Source organism: Vibrio sp. S234-5 (assembly GCF_000960595.1).
GTDB lineage: Bacteria > Pseudomonadota > Gammaproteobacteria > Enterobacterales > Vibrionaceae > Vibrio.
Map to the genome: position 1 here is coordinate 116,201 of NZ_JZAM01000209.1, position 15,477 is coordinate 131,677.

At 47.3% G+C, this 15,477-nt stretch carries 15 protein-coding genes and 1 other RNA gene; 8 read left to right on the forward strand and 8 right to left on the reverse strand.

The genetic code is table 11. From position 1 onward, the window contains the following. Positions 1 to 137: 137 nt before the first annotated feature. From dnaK to UF06_RS12300, 4 genes are all read right to left on the reverse strand, one after another. Positions 138 to 2,048, reverse strand: coding sequence for a molecular chaperone DnaK (gene dnaK / locus UF06_RS12285; RefSeq protein ID WP_045570698.1), 1,911 nt, complete (start codon positions 2,046 to 2,048; stop codon positions 138 to 140). Positions 2,049 to 2,290: 242 nt separating this feature from the next. Further along, a complete protein-coding gene (locus UF06_RS12290) occupies positions 2,291 to 3,073 on the reverse strand; it encodes a metal ABC transporter permease (protein WP_045570699.1) in 783 nt (260 codons plus the stop codon). Next, a complete protein-coding gene (locus UF06_RS12295; protein ID WP_045570700.1) occupies positions 3,070 to 3,972 on the reverse strand; it encodes a zinc ABC transporter substrate-binding protein in 903 nt (300 codons plus the stop codon). Before UF06_RS12295 ends, UF06_RS12290 begins: the two co-directional genes overlap by 4 nt. Then, positions 3,956 to 5,077, reverse strand: coding sequence for a TonB-dependent receptor (locus UF06_RS12300; RefSeq protein WP_045570701.1), 1,122 nt, complete (start codon positions 5,075 to 5,077; stop codon positions 3,956 to 3,958). Before UF06_RS12300 ends, UF06_RS12295 begins: the two co-directional genes overlap by 17 nt. Positions 5,078 to 5,271: 194 nt before the next feature. On the opposite strand from UF06_RS12300, the gene UF06_RS12305 reads away from it, so the two are divergent. Further along, positions 5,272 to 6,564 (forward strand): hypothetical protein, encoded by a 1,293-nt coding sequence (locus tag UF06_RS12305; protein WP_045570702.1) that lies wholly within the window; start codon positions 5,272 to 5,274, stop codon positions 6,562 to 6,564. A gap of 97 nt (positions 6,565 to 6,661) precedes the next feature. Here UF06_RS12305 and UF06_RS12310 read toward each other — a convergent pair whose 3' ends face one another. Beyond that, complete coding sequence (locus tag UF06_RS12310) at positions 6,662 to 7,933, reverse strand: dicarboxylate/amino acid:cation symporter (protein WP_045570703.1); 1,272 nt, start codon at positions 7,931 to 7,933, stop codon at positions 6,662 to 6,664. A 323-nt stretch (positions 7,934 to 8,256) separates the two neighbouring features. Further along, entirely contained in the window at positions 8,257 to 8,859 is a 603-nt protein-coding gene (gene grpE, locus UF06_RS12315) for a nucleotide exchange factor GrpE (RefSeq protein WP_039428747.1), read from the reverse strand. A gap of 146 nt (positions 8,860 to 9,005) precedes the next feature. Here grpE and nadK point away from each other — a divergent pair, with 146 nt between their 5' ends. The 3 genes from nadK (at position 9,006) to bamE (ending at position 12,287) form a co-directional block, all read left to right on the forward strand. Further along, positions 9,006 to 9,890: an NAD(+) kinase gene (nadK, locus tag UF06_RS12320; RefSeq protein ID WP_045570704.1), complete on the forward strand. Its 885-nt coding sequence runs from the start codon at positions 9,006 to 9,008 to the stop codon at positions 9,888 to 9,890. Positions 9,891 to 10,092: 202 nt separating this feature from the next. Then, entirely contained in the window at positions 10,093 to 11,757 is a 1,665-nt protein-coding gene (gene recN / locus UF06_RS12325; RefSeq protein ID WP_045570705.1) for a DNA repair protein RecN, read from the forward strand. 170 nt (positions 11,758 to 11,927) lie between these two features. After that, positions 11,928 to 12,287, forward strand: a complete 360-nt coding sequence (gene bamE, locus UF06_RS12330; protein ID WP_045570706.1) for an outer membrane protein assembly factor BamE — start codon at positions 11,928 to 11,930, stop codon at positions 12,285 to 12,287. 117 nt (positions 12,288 to 12,404) lie between these two features. On the opposite strand, the gene UF06_RS12335 is transcribed toward bamE, so the two are convergent. Continuing rightward, a complete protein-coding gene (locus UF06_RS12335) occupies positions 12,405 to 12,701 on the reverse strand; it encodes an RnfH family protein (RefSeq protein ID WP_045570707.1) in 297 nt (98 codons plus the stop codon). After that, a complete protein-coding gene (locus UF06_RS12340) occupies positions 12,698 to 13,129 on the reverse strand; it encodes an SRPBCC family protein (RefSeq protein WP_039424339.1) in 432 nt (143 codons plus the stop codon). Before UF06_RS12340 ends, UF06_RS12335 begins: the two co-directional genes overlap by 4 nt. A gap of 115 nt (positions 13,130 to 13,244) precedes the next feature. Here UF06_RS12340 and smpB point away from each other — a divergent pair, with 115 nt between their 5' ends. From smpB to UF06_RS27085, 4 genes are all read left to right on the forward strand, one after another. Continuing rightward, positions 13,245 to 13,730: an SsrA-binding protein SmpB gene (smpB, locus tag UF06_RS12345; protein ID WP_039424337.1), complete on the forward strand. Its 486-nt coding sequence runs from the start codon at positions 13,245 to 13,247 to the stop codon at positions 13,728 to 13,730. A 67-nt stretch (positions 13,731 to 13,797) separates the two neighbouring features. After that, positions 13,798 to 14,164, forward strand: a transfer-messenger RNA (tmRNA) gene (gene ssrA, locus UF06_RS24425). 96 nt (positions 14,165 to 14,260) lie between these two features. Beyond that, entirely contained in the window at positions 14,261 to 14,635 is a 375-nt protein-coding gene (locus UF06_RS24430) for a DUF6538 domain-containing protein (RefSeq protein ID WP_226972813.1), read from the forward strand. 29 nt (positions 14,636 to 14,664) lie between these two features. Next, the gene (locus UF06_RS27085; RefSeq protein ID WP_045570708.1) at positions 14,665 to 15,204 is read left to right on the forward strand and encodes a helix-turn-helix domain-containing protein; all 540 of its coding nucleotides are present in this window, start codon (positions 14,665 to 14,667) and stop codon (positions 15,202 to 15,204) included. Positions 15,205 to 15,477: the final 273 nt, after the last annotated feature.

The window sequence follows — 15,477 nt, forward strand, 5'->3', positions numbered from 1 at the left end:
TAAAGGTTCGAAACGATGACTACCCTTTATCTATAAGCACACAATTTTGTACAAACTTGCGGGCGTAAGAGTTACCCCAAACGCCCGCAAACAGGAAGTTAAGTACCAGATGGCCTTAGCCATCTGGTTAAACAAGATTATTTCTTGTCGTCTTTGACTTCTTCAAACTCAGCATCAACAACGTCGTCGTCTTGAGACTTAGCACCAGCATCCGCTGAGCCTTGTTGTGCTTGAGCCTGCTGCTGAGCAATTTCCATCAGCTTTTGAGCCGCCGCCATCAGTGCTTGGATTTTCGCTTCGATCGCTTCTTTATCTTCGCCTTTGCGAGCTTGCTCAAGTTCTTCGATTGCCGTTTCGATCTTCGCTTTCTCGTCTGCTGGAAGGGCTTCACCCGCTTCTTCCACTTGTTTACGAGTACCGTGAATGATCTGGTCAGCTTGGTTACGTGCAGTCGCTAGCTCTTCGAACTTCTTGTCCGCTTCTTTGTTTGCTTCTGCTTCTTGAACCATTTTCTCAATTTCAGCATCGCTCAGACCGCCAGAAGCTTGGATGGTGATCTTCTGCTCTTTGCCCGTTTGCTTATCTTTCGCTGATACGTGCAGGATGCCGTCTGCATCGAGGTCAAAAGTAACTTCGATTTGTGGCATACCGCGTGGCGCAGCGTTGATACCCTCAAGGTTAAACTGACCAAGCGATTTGTTGTACATCGCTTGCTTACGCTCACCTTGTAGCACGTGAATCGTTACCGCACTTTGGTTATCTTCTGCTGTCGAGAACACTTGGTTCGCTTTGGTTGGGATAGTGGTGTTCTTCTCAACCAGCTTGGTCATAACGCCGCCCATGGTTTCGATACCGAGAGACAGTGGCGTTACGTCTAGTAGCAGTACGTCTTTAACTTCGCCAGCCAGTACGCCGCCTTGAACAGCTGCACCCACCGCAACCGCTTCATCTGGGTTTACATCGCGACGAGGTTCTTTACCAAAGAACTCTGTTACTTTCGCTTGAACCATTGGCATACGTGTTTGACCACCAACAAGGATCACGTCTGTAATGTCACCTACCGATAGATCTGCGTCTGCTAGTGCAACTTTTAGTGGCTCAAGTGAACGTTGTACAAGATCTTCAACCAGCGATTCTAGTTTCGCACGTGTCACCTTGATGTTCATGTGCTTAGGTCCCGTCGCATCCGCCGTTACGTACGGTAGGTTTACGTCGGTTTGAGTGGTTGAGGAAAGCTCAATTTTCGCTTTTTCAGCCGCTTCTTTTACACGTTGCATCGCGAGAGGATCTTTCTTCAGATCGATGCCTTGCTCTTTCTTGAATTCAGCCACTAGGTAGTTGATCAGACGGTTATCAAAGTCTTCACCGCCAAGGTGAGTGTCACCGTTGGTTGCTAGAACTTCGAAGGTTTTCTCGCCTTCCACTTCATCGATTTCGATGATTGAGATATCAAACGTACCGCCACCTAGGTCGTAAACCGCGATAGTACGGTCGCCGCCTTGCTTGTCTAGGCCGTAGGCTAGTGCTGCTGCCGTTGGTTCGTTGATGATACGTTTCACTTCCAGACCCGCGATACGGCCTGCATCTTTAGTTGCTTGGCGCTGCGCATCGTTGAAGTAAGCAGGAACTGTGATAACCGCACCTGTTACTGGTTCACCCAGGAAGTCTTCTGCAGTTTTCTTCATTTTCTTCAGAACTTCTGCAGAAATTTGCGGCGCAGCCATTTTTTGGCCTTTTGCTTCAACCCAAGCATCACCGTTGTCAGCCTTAACGATTTTGTAAGGCATGATTTCGATGTCGCGCTGAACTTCTTCGTCTTCAAAACGACGACCAATCAGACGCTTGATTGCAAATAGCGTGTTTTCTGGGTTTGTAACTGCTTGACGTTTCGCAGGTTGACCAACCAGAGTCTCGCCATCGGTGTATGCAATAACGGAAGGGGTTGTACGCTCACCTTCTGCGTTTTCAATTACGCGTGGCTTGTCGCCGTCTAATACAGCAACACAAGAGTTAGTAGTACCTAAGTCAATACCAATGATTTTACCCATCTGGCTATCTCCAAATAAATTCGATGTTCGTTTTGCTATACCCATAATGTGGGGATGGAGAATCGGGTTTCAACCCCCGCTCACAAACAAAAACTGGTATGTTTGTTTCTCGTATGCCCCTTAAATAAGGGCACCAAAGTCCTTTTCAAGGGGAAATACGAAAAATGTGCGTTTTTTTTTAAGTCTCCTACGAAAAGAGCACATAAAAGCACGGTTTGGCGTCGCCCAAGAGGCCGTACTTATCACGGGCTGGTTGATTCTGTTCGAACCGATAGACAAAGACTTATCTGGCGCAACGCCACGCCAACCATCGCAAACACAGCCATGGTGATAACGACACTTGGCCCGACGGGGTAATCCCAATACAAAGAGAGCAAGAAACCGCCGCCGCCGCCAAGTAACCCAAGCCCCAGTGAAGCCCACCAATATCGTCGAGGTTTGAACAATAGCGCAAACAAGGCGGGCATAATTAGGGCGGCAAATTCAAGATAAACCCCTAAGTTGATCACTAAGGGCGGAACGGCCAAGGCAAACAAGATGTAAAAGGCAGGCCCTGTAAGCCAGCGGCGGCGCTGAGATTGGATCCAAAGCAAAATCAAGGTGACTAAGGCAACACATCCAATATCTCGACCATCAGCCCATAAAAGGCGTCCGTTGAGTAGCGAGTCGATCAGTTCCTTGCCATGCGCTTGAACGCTAACCACATTTACCGCTAGGCAAGCTGCAATCACATACAGTAAGCCAATCAAGGCTTCCAAATGCGCTATCGCTCGCCGCTCGATAAAGATCAGCACTCCAGCAGCAGGTAAGGTAAGCAGATAGGAAGCCAACACTTTGCTGAGCAGATTGGACTCAAAGCCCGCGTAAAGCTCAATCGTGATCATTGCCAGTGCCGATATCTGCGCCATCGCCAGATCAATAAACACCACGCCGCGCTGTAAAACTTGTCGGCCCAAAATGATGTTACAAACAAGCGCCAATACACCAATGGTAACTGGCGCGAGTAGCCAAGCATAATAGCTCATGGCACCGCTCTCAGACTAAGCAATTGCTCTATGCTATCGTCTATCAGCTCGGCTAACGTGTGGGTGTTTTTTCGACCACCAACACTTTGCGCCAGCTGGAGGACGGGCAAATGGCTGCGCTCGGCTAACCAGTTCGCGGCGTCGACGGGTTGATGACTTGAGTAGACGATAGCGTCGGCTTGACTTAAATCGAGCTGACTAAGCTGATGAAGATGCGACAACGTGGGTGGTAAGCCTGGTTTGGGCTCCAAATCGGCTACTTGCTCGACGCCTAACCAAGCAAACAGATAACGATGTGTCTGATGGTATCCCACTACTTTTATATCTTGCAGCCGCTTGGCTTTTTCACGCCAAACCTCAAGGCGCTTTTGCCAATCGGCGCGAAACCGTACCCCCATTCCTTTATAAAGCGCTTGATTTTTCGGATCGATGCGCACTAAACGCTCCACTAACGCACGTGACACATTCTCCATATCGGCGACGGCAAATTGCACATGAGGATTGCCGTGCGCGTGAACATCGCCCATCGAACGATCGACATGCTCATGCTCATCCAACAAGGCCACGTAATCACTCACCCAAAACAATCCAGCTTGACCGCTTTGCACCTTGGCATTTCGGCTCTGTCTCTGTAATTCGGGCAACCAGCCGATCTCCAGTTCCGCCCCAGAGCACACTACCAGATCGGCACTGCGCATTTTCGCAATCAACGACGGTCTTGCTTGAACATAATGGGGATCTTGCATTGCGGTGGTTGCGGAATAAATGTGCGCCTGCGGGGCATGTTTGAGCACCAAATCAGCCCAATCCGGCTGACAAACAAACACATTGAGGCTCGCGGCACTCGGCAGGCTTACCAAAGCGAGTAACAGACCTAGCCATTTAAAACGCATGTGCATGGTGCGCTCCAAATGACATCACATATTGCATACTAAACAACACCTCATCGCTGTGCACTTGTTTCTCATAAGTCACTTGCCCACGCACGCGGCCAAAATGGGATGCGTGCCAATCCAACGCCAGATCCCACTCTTTAACCTCTGCGCGGGAGAACTCTCCGTGGAAGTGATCACCATGAGCATGCACATCACCGTCAACCGTTCGCATCTCGCCATATCGAGTGCTTAAGGTCCAACTCGGATCAAACTGATAGGCGACTTCACTATACCAACCATAAGCATTCTGCTCGGCCCCTGCTGCTGTGGCCAGTTGCGCATCAAAGCGGTTGTCTAAATACCAATATTCACTGGTCATTCTCAGGTTGCTTTGACGATAATTGCCCTCAGGTGCCCATTTCCAAGTGAAATCCGATCCATAGAGATTACGCCCGGTAAATGATGGCCCGTGCGAATGCCCTGCGTGATCGTGCTCCTCTCCTTCTTCGTGCGCATGATCATGTGCAGCTGAAAATTGACGACCATTCGCATTGTAAAGGGCACTTATCCCCCAGCGCCAACTGTGCTCAACGCCAATATCCCCGCCGAGTTGAAGATTGGCGGTGTACACCCCTATCGCCGCGGGTTCGTCATAACCCGCATCAATAGGTTTCCCACTGAGCAGTTCTACATTCGTTTGCACAAACAAATCTGTCGGTAGTAACCAACTCAGTTGCATACCGTCATCGAAATAGTGTCCCCCCAACAGTGCTCGATACACGGCGGGTCGCTCAACAAACGCATCTTCGTGCATGTGTTTGCTATTGAGATAACCAATATTCGAGAGCATTCGACCCGCTTTCAGTTTCAACCCTTGCGGTAAACTGAGCGTTTCGACCCATGCTTCTTCAAGCTCTAATTCCGTTTCACCGTCATGACTGGCTAACACCGTCACCAGTTGGCCTTTAAAGTGATGATCGATGTTGCTGCTTAACATGAGTTCCGAGTGGCCAAGCCCAAAGCCTCTGTCACGACTTCCCCACTTTCGAGCCTCGCTTTGATATGCCCCATCCAGCACGACACCGATGTCTAAACTACTGGCCTGAACGGCGCCACTCGTCGCCAGCATGACACCGATTAGCACCCTATTTAGCGTTATGTTTACCGCCACTCTCTCCACACTTTTCTCCATTAGGTCAATGATAATGATTTACAAAACAGTTGAAAGACGAAAATGTTATGTTATAACATAATTAAAATCAATCGTATCTGCACAGTGAATTGTGTGGGGTTATTTCATCAATCGAATCAAGGGAATATTTGATGCAGTCTCTGTTAAACATCAATGGTAAACGTACGGCAATGTCTCTCGCCTTGGCGCTCGTACTCAGCGGGTGTAGTGAAGGGGAAAACAAAACTGAGAGTGAGCAACAGCAAGACTCGGGAGAGACGCAAACGGCAATGAGCCGCTTGGTGGTCACAGAACAAAACAGCAACAGTATCTACGTTTTGGATGGCGGAAAAAATTGGGATCTTATGGCGCAGTTCAGTTTGCAAAATGCGGCCTCGGGCCTCAAAACCAGCCCAAATGGTCGCTATGCTTTAGCCATGCAGCGTAACCAAAATTTGGTTGAAATCATTGATAGCGGCCTTGAAGCTGAAGCACACGGCGACCATTTCCACTTGCACGCCGAAGCGCCTCAATTACTCAGTAATCAGTATCAAGGCATCAAACCCACGCATTACGATCTCGGCAAAAACGTCGCTGCGATCTTTTTTGACGGTAACGCAGGCAGTGGAGAAAACGCCGAGTTTCGGGTAGTCAGAGAGTCTACCATCGCCAATGCAGAGGCGTTGGCAACGTACCGCTTTAACTATGCTGTGCATGGTACAGCGCAAGTACTAGGTGAACACGTTTTCACAGGGATTGTCGAGAATGCCGCAAACCCAGCCCTGCCGAACAAAGTGCTGCAAACGCATCTACACGGCGATCATTTCCATGATGTGGCTCTCCTGCCAGAAGAGTGTGCCGCTTTACATGGCAGCGCTCAAAGCAAAACTCAAGTGGCTTTTGGTTGCAGCGATGGCGTCGTGCATATTCAAATCCAAGACGGTAATGTCACTTCCACCAAGTTAGCCAATCCGAGCGCTTTGGCCGAGGGCAGTCGCTTTGGCAGCATTCTAGGCGACTATGAAGCAGATACGTTGCTCGCTTACGCTTCGGCAAGCCAGCAACTGTTTCAAATTCAAGCTGGTCAGCTCAAAGAAGTTAAGTGGCAACAAACAGAAAATGAAAAAGCGCAGCTTATTAGCCAAAGCAGTGACTACCTCGTGATTCTCTCTACCGCCGGTACGCTGCATCTCCTGTCGGCAGAGAACAACTTTTCTCTGTATAAATCGATCTCGCTATGGAACGAACTACCTAGTTCAGCCGATAAACCCAATTTTGCTCTGGCAGAAGATAAGCGTACTGGCCATCTCATCGTGACCGACCCGATCAACAACCAGCTTCTCGAAGTAAACCCTGTTACGGCTGAAGTAACTAAACACAACTTAAGCTTTGCGCCTAACTTAATGACCTGGGTAGGCACTGTCGAGCAAGAGCATCAACACTAGCTTCACACCTCGTGCACAGCGAGCCTAGTCCAGCCAAACAAAATATCAAGCGAAGCCTACTGGCTTCGCTTGATTTATGTCACTTGATAAGGGCAGTTCAGCGTGATTCTGACGCCAGTTCGGTTTGCTCTTCATCACGAGCCAGTTCACCTTCACTTTTGGCCACAATGGTGTTCACCGCCGTGTCACCAACCACATTTGACGAGGTACAGAACATATCGTTGATACGATCAACCGCGGCGATAATCGCCAGACCTTCAGGTGGCAAACCCAGTTGATGCAGCAGAACGCCGACCATCACCACGCCACCGCCAGGTACACCACCTGCGCCGATTGAAAGCAGCAGAATCGTCAGACCAAGCGTGAAGAGATCTGCGGAGTTGATTGGCTGACCAAACGCATTGGCAACAAAAATGGTAGCGAGTGCAATATAGATAGAAACGCCAGACATGTTCATGGTCGCGCCCAGTGGAACACCAAAACCCGCCACCGACTTGGATACCTGCAGTTTTTCTGTCAACGTGCGCATGGTGACAGGAATCGTCGCATTCGAGCTCGCCGTGGAGAGAGAAAACAGCACTTGCTCACGAGTCGCGCGCAAAAATTGCTTGGGTGACACACTGGTCGTCATGCCCACGACCATTGGGTAGAAAACGAAAATCCAGAACACCAGCATAGCGACAACCAATGCCACGTAACCTGCTACCGACATCAGCGTATGCGCATCCAGCGTCGCGCCCAGTTGGGTCATCAATGCAAATACGCCGTAAGGGGCCAAGCTCATCACCAGACCAACCAGTTTCATCATGATTTCATTGGCCAGTTTAAAAGTACGAATCGCCGGACCACCGCGTGAATCTAATGCCTGAATCGCCAAGCCAGTTAAAATCGCCATAAAGATGATTTGCAACATGTCGCCATTGGCAAAGGCTTGTACCGGATTACTCGGAACAATATTGACCACCAAGGAGAAGATATCCGGGGTTTCTGTCGTCGTCAGTTTCACCGACTGCGCAACAGTACCGACTAGATTGGCATCCGCGCCGGGTTGGAAGATCATCCCGACCGTCAAGGCCGCCGCAATCGCGATAACCGTGTTGATGATGTAAAGCGCAAAAGTTTTCGTGCCTAAACGGCCAAAAGCGGAGATGTCTTTTAGATCAACAATGCCACAGACGATCGAGACATAAACCAGAGGAACAACCAGCAGTTTAATGAGCGAAACGAACATCCCGCCCGCGCCTTCTGCTGCGCCTAACAAATAGACATCAAACAGCGATATTCCTTGAAAAAGATATTGAATGGCAGAACCAAGCAGCAGGCCAGCAAACAAGCCTATAAAAATTTTTGACGAGAGCGATTTATCCATCGTTCCACTCCAGATTGTTGTGTTGGGTATTTATCATTATGAAGTCGTTTATGTCACCAAAGGCGCTAAACGTCCGCGCATAATACACACACCAATAACAATTCGAAGTGTCTATTTACAAAAGTGTTACATTGAGCAAGTTGAAATTTTCATCAGATTTAGCTCACCAAAACAGCATTAACCTCTAAACACCTGAAAGCGTAGGATTTTCCAATTCCAAACAGAGAAAATTTAGAATTCCCTTAATTAACAATCTTTCGCTCATCGATTTCAAACAAAAAAGAGAGGACTATGCCTCTCTTTTCATAATTGATGATGGTGATTTATTTTGCAACCATGACCATCGCCGGACGAATCACACGTCCATTGAGTTCATAGCCTTTCTGCATCACAAACATCACAGTATTTGACTCATGATCTGGGCTTTCCTGAATAGACATCGCTTGATGGAATTCTGGATTGAACACTTCGCCCTCAGGGTTGATCTCTTTCAGACCAAACTTATTAACGGTATCGACAAACGTCTTGTGCGTCAGTTCAACGCCCTCAAGTAATGGCTTCACGGCTTCACTTTCCGCATCCGCCGCTTGAATCGCACGCTCTAAATTATCGATAACAGGCAATAACTCTTCAGCAAACTTGTTCAGCGCATACTTACGTGCTTTATCGATTTCCTGTTCGCTACGACGACGCATGTTCTCCACATCCGCTCTGGCACGCAGCACCGCATCTTGCTGCTCTTTTACTCGAGATTCACTTGCAAGCAGTGCCGCTTCCAGCTCAGCAATTTTCGCTGCCGCTTCGTCGCTTTCCTCTGCTTGGTTCCATTCGATATCAGCATCCGTACCAACAGCATCTACCTCGATGTCCGCAGATTCGTTCTGTTTTAGCTGTTCTTCGTTGATTTTATTTTCTTCGTTGCTCATGATATCTCCAGAATTCAACACTTTGTCCTTTAAAGCCAAGCCTATGTAACTGGCTTTAACTTCACAAAAATTCGCAATAGTGGCTAACTTGCCATTATTATGGGGATGATAACGCCCGATTCAAGCCTCTTTAACGCGGAAAAGCTATGAAAAAACCATTTAACGTGATCGCTATTATCGGAAAACCCAGAGATCAGAAAGCGATACAAACGCATCGCGATTTGTATCACTGGTTAACCTCACTCGGCTATCAAGTGTTTATTGATGACAGGCTAGCGCATATTTTGGATGACGTCCCCGCCTCACACTTTTCGGGCTTGGTTGAATTAGGCGAAAAAGCCGATCTGGCGATTGTCGTTGGCGGGGATGGCAATATGCTGGGCGCAGCAAGAATCTTGTCTCGCTTCGACATCTCAGTGATCGGCGTCAATCGAGGTAATCTCGGCTTTTTAACCGATCTCAATCCAGAGGATTTTCAAGCTGCGCTCGAAGCGGTTTTGAACGGAGCATACATCGAAGAAGAACGCTTTCTGCTGGAAGCGGAAATTCATCGTCATGGGCAGGTAAAAAGTCACAACGCAGCGTTAAATGAGGCCGTGCTTCACCCGGGGCAAATCGCGCATATGATTGAGTTTGAAGTGTATATTGACGACACTTTCGCTTTTTCTCAGCGCTCAGACGGCCTGATTATCTCAACACCAACCGGTTCCACCGCTTACTCACTCTCTGGCGGTGGCCCCATTTTGTCCCCCAGTTTGAACGCCATTTCCTTAGTCCCAATGTTTCCGCATACGTTATCGAGCCGCCCACTGGTTGTCGATGCCAATAGAAGAATCAAACTGCTGGTTTCTCCAGATAATCGGGGCACGCAAGAGGTCAGCTGTGATGGACAAGTCTCCCTGCCCGTCTCTCCGGGCGACGAGATCCACATCTATCAAAGCCCAAATCGACTACGACTTATTCACCCGCAAGATTACAGCTATTACCATGTTCTGCGTAAGAAACTTGGTTGGTCGAGCAAACTTTTTTAGCTGACTGAAACGCATAGATGGAAAGGTTGATGGTGACTCATCAACCTTTTTTTTGTGTTCGATATTTTTGTTTCCGATAAGAGAAAGTTGGCGAGAAATAAAATCTGACTCACAAATTTTTTCTCACACAACTTTACTGTATAAAGAAACAGTATATACTGATTTTACATACAGTATTGTTCAGTTATACAGGTAAACCAAAATGCTGGCTCATCTAAGTGTTAATAATTTTGCCATTGTTAAGTCTTTACAACTCGAGCTATCTAAAGGAATGACCACCATCACCGGTGAAACCGGCGCTGGTAAATCAATCGCGATCGACGCATTGGGCTTGTGTCTCGGAGGTCGCGCCGAAGCGAGCATGGTCCGACGCGGCGAAGAAAAAACCGAGGTCAGCGCTGCATTTTTACTGGATAACAATCTTCACGCCTCACGTTGGCTTGAAGACAACGAACTACTGGATGGTAGTGAGTGCATTTTGCGCCGCATTGTGACTAAAGAAGGTCGTTCACGCTCGTTTATCAACGGCAGCCCGGTTCCACTTTCTCAATTGAAAGCTTTAGGGCAGTTATTGATCAATATCCATGGCCAGCATGCTCATCACCAGTTGATGAAAAGTGAACATCAAATGGCAATGCTCGACCAATACGCAGGTCACTTAAACCTGTTGAAAAATACTCGTGTCGCCTATCAAAGCTGGCGACAAGCGGATAATCATCTCAAACAGCTTAAAGAAAACAGCTTACAGAATCAGGCTCAAAAACAACTGCTGGAATATCAAATTAAAGAACTCAATGAACTTGCTATCGGCGAAGACGAGTTTATTGAGCTTGAACAAGAACATAAACGTCTCTCTAACAGCGGAGAGTTGGCTAGTACCTGCCAGCAGGCAATTGAACTGATATACGAAGGCGAGGAAGTGAATGCGCTTGGCATTTTACAAAGTGCCAGCAATGCACTTGTTGAATTGGCTGAGTTGGATCCTAAGCTGGCAGCTCTACCGGATATGGTCGCAGAAGCCATCATTCAACTTGAAGAGGCAAATAGCGAATTACGCAGCTATCTAGACAACATAGATGTTGACCCATCGCGACTTGCCTATGTAGAAGCGCGCTTTTCTAAAGTGATGTCTATCTCTCGTAAACACCATGTTTTGCCAGAAGAGTTGTACCAACATCATCAGGAACTGCTGGCACAGATCGAAGCATTAGATTGCTCCGATGAGAAGATGGATGAACTAGCTGCCAACGTCGAGGAAAAATATCACCGTTTTCTTGAATGCGCGGAAAAACTGCATAAATCTCGCTGCCGCTACGCCAAAGAGTTAAACAAACTCATCACGCAAAGCATGCATGAACTGAGCATGGAAAAAGCCGTGTTTAGTATTGAGGTCAGCAATGAAGGAACGCATCCATCACCATTGGGGTTAGATAGCGTCTGTTTCTTGGTTTCAACCAACCCAGGCCAACCCTTGCAACCAATCGCCAAAGTGGCGTCTGGTGGGGAACTGTCGCGTATTTCTTTAGCAATTCAGGTGATAACCGCACAAAAAGTCGACACACCAAGCCTAATTTTCGACGAAGTGGATGTCGGCATCAGCGGCCCTACTGCGGCGGTCGTAGGCAAAATGCTGCGCAAGTTGGGAGAATCCACTCAAGTGTTGTGTGTCACCCATTTACCACAAGTAGCAGGATGCGGCCACCAGCAGATGTTTGTCGCCAAGCACAGCGAAAACGGCACCACAGAAACGCAGATGCGATTACTGGATCAAGAGCAGCGAGTATCCGAACTAGCGCGCTTACTTGGCGGTAGCCAAATCACAGAGTCGACGCTCGCAAACGCCAAAGAGCTCTTGATCGCTGCCTAAAATCCGCTATTGGAGCCAAGTTCCCTTAACTTGGCTTTTTGACACATAATTGCAACTGATCTCAAAATTCACTGTCAGAATGACCGATACATTACAGAGAGCTTTTTACATCTGCACTGAGCTTGTTTATTATCTGGCGCAGTATTTTTGAGGTTACTAAGAATTTAGCTATGCAATTAAAGAAGTGGTTGGTTGCCCTACCGTTGGCAATGACGATGCTGACAGGGTGTTCAGTTTTGGAAAAACTGGTTTATCGAATCGATATTAACCAAGGCAATTATGTTGAGCAACAAGCAGTAGACAAACTCAAGTTTGGTATGACCAAAACTCAAGTACGCTTTGTCATGGGTTCGCCCATGTTGGTTGAAAACGGTTACCCAAATACTTGGTACTACATCTATCACCACACCGAAGGGCACCAAGCATCAGTACAAAAGAATCTGATTGTGAACTTTAACAACGAAGGGACATTGGTCGATATCGCGGGTGATTTTCCCGCCAGTGACAGTTTTTTCGAAGAAATTCGTTAATCTCAACTCCCAAGCACCGCCTCTAATAAAAACCCGGCAGTCAGTACTTGCCGGGATTTCTTATTGCTAATTAGTCAAATTCCATAACGGAACAAGGGCAATAGCCGACTTTTCGCGCTAGCGATTCTGTTGCTCTGCACGTTTCCTGCGAATCTCTTTCGGATCTGCCAACAGCGGACGGTAGATCTCTATCCGATCTTTATCGCGCACAGTGGCATTGAGTTTCACCATTCGGCTAAATACTCCCACCTTGTTTTTGCTCAGTTCGATCTCAGGATACAGTTCCAACACCCCAGACTGGCGGATGATCTCTTCCACCGTCGCCTGCTGTTTTACCACCAACTTAAGAACTCGCTGCTCTTGTGGTAACGCATAGACCACCTCAACGTGGATCATTTCATCTTCAATGCTCATAGATACACCTGCTTCGCTCGTTGCGTAAACGCATTCACCATATTGCCGGTGAGTTCATTAAAGATTTTACCAAACGCCAGTTCGATCATTTTGCTAGAAAACTCAAACTCCAGTTTGAGCTCTACCTTACAGGCTTGCTCATCAAGGGCGGTAAAAAACCAACCGCCGCGTAACGTCTTAAAAGGGCCATCGACTAAGGTCATCAGAATCGATTCCCCGGGAGTTAATGTATTAGCGGTAGTAAATGTTTTGCTGATTCCCGCCTTTGCCACATCCACGGAAGCAATCATGCTCGATTCAAGCGATTCAATCACTCGTGTACCTGAGCAACCTGGTAAGAATTCAGGGTATTTCGCCACATCATTAACCAGGGCATACATCTGTTCTGCACTAAAAGAGACCAATGCAGAACGGGTGACTTGCTTCATAGCTTCTCCTCTCAGGGACATTCTTTTTACGACCTGCACAATTTTACTTTTATTCTCAGCCAGCGCAAATAAAAGCATTTCCTATCAAAGTTGCACGCCGTATAATAAGCCCACTATGGCAAATAAAAACTCAAAACAAAAAGCCGGTAGCAACACTATCGCGCTGAACAAAAAAGCTCGTCACGAGTATTTCATCGAAGATGAAATTGAAGCTGGCATGGAGCTACAAGGGTGGGAAGTGAAAGCGCTTCGCCAAGGTAAAGCCAATATCGCTGAAAGTTACGTTTTTATGCGTGACGGCGAAGCCTTCGTTAGTGGCATGACTATCACTCCTTTGAATCAGGCATCGACACACGTAGTAGCTAACCCTACCCGTGTGCGCAAACTGCTGATGAGCCGTCGTGAACTTGATAATTTGCTTGGGCGTATCAACCGCGAAGGCATGACGTTAGCAGCTCTTTCACTCTACTGGTCTCGTTCTTGGGTGAAAATCAAAATTGGTGTGGCAAAAGGTAAGAAGCTGCACGACAAGCGCGAAGATATTAAAGATCGCGATTGGCAACGCCAAAAAGCTCGAGTAATGAAGAGCTCACTGCGTTAAACTTAACCACTTAGACGTATACTACTGGACAAGCAGGGCTTTTCTGGTAGTATGCGCCAAATACCTTGGGGCTGATTTTGGATTCGACGGGAATTTTGCAGTCTGAGGTGCATGCCGAGGTGCGGTAGGCCTCGTTAACAAACCGCAAAAAAATAGTCGCAAACGACGAAAACTACGCACTAGCAGCTTAATACCCTGCTCAGAGCCCTCTCGCCCTAGCTTCCGCTTGTAAGACGGGGAACAACGAGGGGTCAAACCAAATCAAGCTGGCGTGGATTCCCCCACCTGAGGGATGAAGCGTGAGAAACAATTCAGGTTAGCTATTCATTCGCGTGTCGGTTCGCAGGTGGTAGTGAAATTAAAGATCGACTAAGCATGTAGTACCAATGATGAATGATTTTCGGACGGGGGTTCAAATCCCCCCAGCTCCACCAAACGTTTGGAAAGGGCGGTAACTCTTTGAGTTATCGCCCTTTTTGTATTCACCACTTCAATATTAGGCTGTTTGTACTACATTTTGGTACTAAAACATGCGCTATTTATCTATTTCAAAATCTGGCATTTGGCAGTTTCGCTATCAAATCCCATCTGAGCATCGACACTTATTTGACGGGCTTCGTGAAGTTAAACGCTCGCTAAAAACATCATGCAAAGATAAAGCTACGCTTTTAGCATTAGAACTAGAGATACAGGTTCGTCGCACCATCATATCCCCGACTACAACCACAGCACCAAAGCAAGTCAGACCCATTCATAACGAAAAAAAGCACCCACCAGCAAAACAGAAAAAGCTTAAGGTGTTATGCCCAGAAAAGATGCTAGAGCGCTTTTTGCGTATTTCGGAGCATTCCGATCAGTCATTTCGGGATTATCCGATCACCCATTTTCCCCCTGTGTCAGCATAGTTGTCGCCTAGATTTTTAAGGAGATAACTATGCCAGCCAATCCAGTTCCAATTGATGTGAAAACGAAAGGCCAAACTTGGCTGTTACCACCATATAATTGGTCTCATCGAAGAATTGCTAAAGAATTAGATGTGAGTCCATCCGTGGTATCTAAGTGGAGAAATGAACTTGTTGAAAGCGGCCTATTGTCTACAGAGCTGCCCTTAGAAAATGCTACTACTGATTATTCAGCGGAGCAGAGATTTTTCATAGTGATTGAAACTGCAACAATGTCTGAACGCGAGTTAGCTGAATACTGTAGGTCTAAAGGGTTATTTGTCGATGACGTTAAAACCTGGCGAGCACTGTCTATCAAGGCGCAGAGTACAACATCGGCTTCAATGTCACACAAAGAAAATAAGCTACTACGTGATGAACGCAGAAAGGTAAAAGCGTTGGAGAAGGAGTTGGCACGTAAAGATAAAGCACTTGCTGAAACGGCTGCGCTACTGGTTTTGCGGGAAAAGTTCAATGCCCTCTGGGAAATCAACGAGGAAGACTTATTCCTATCTCAGAGCGGCTTAAAATAGTCACACTTGTTGATGAAGCTGTACGTAAAGGGGCAACAAAGACAAAGGCTTGTTCCACCGTTGGGTTATCAATACGAACGTTCCAGCGTTGGACACGGAACTCTGCCGAAATCACAAGTGATATGCGTCAGCATCCTCGGCAGCACGAGCCTCATAATAAGCTATCAGAAGCCGAAAGGCAGCAGATATTAGATATCTGCAATACACCAGAGTATGCCGATTTACCTCCGAATATCATCGTTCCAATGTTGGCTGATGAAGGCATTTACATTG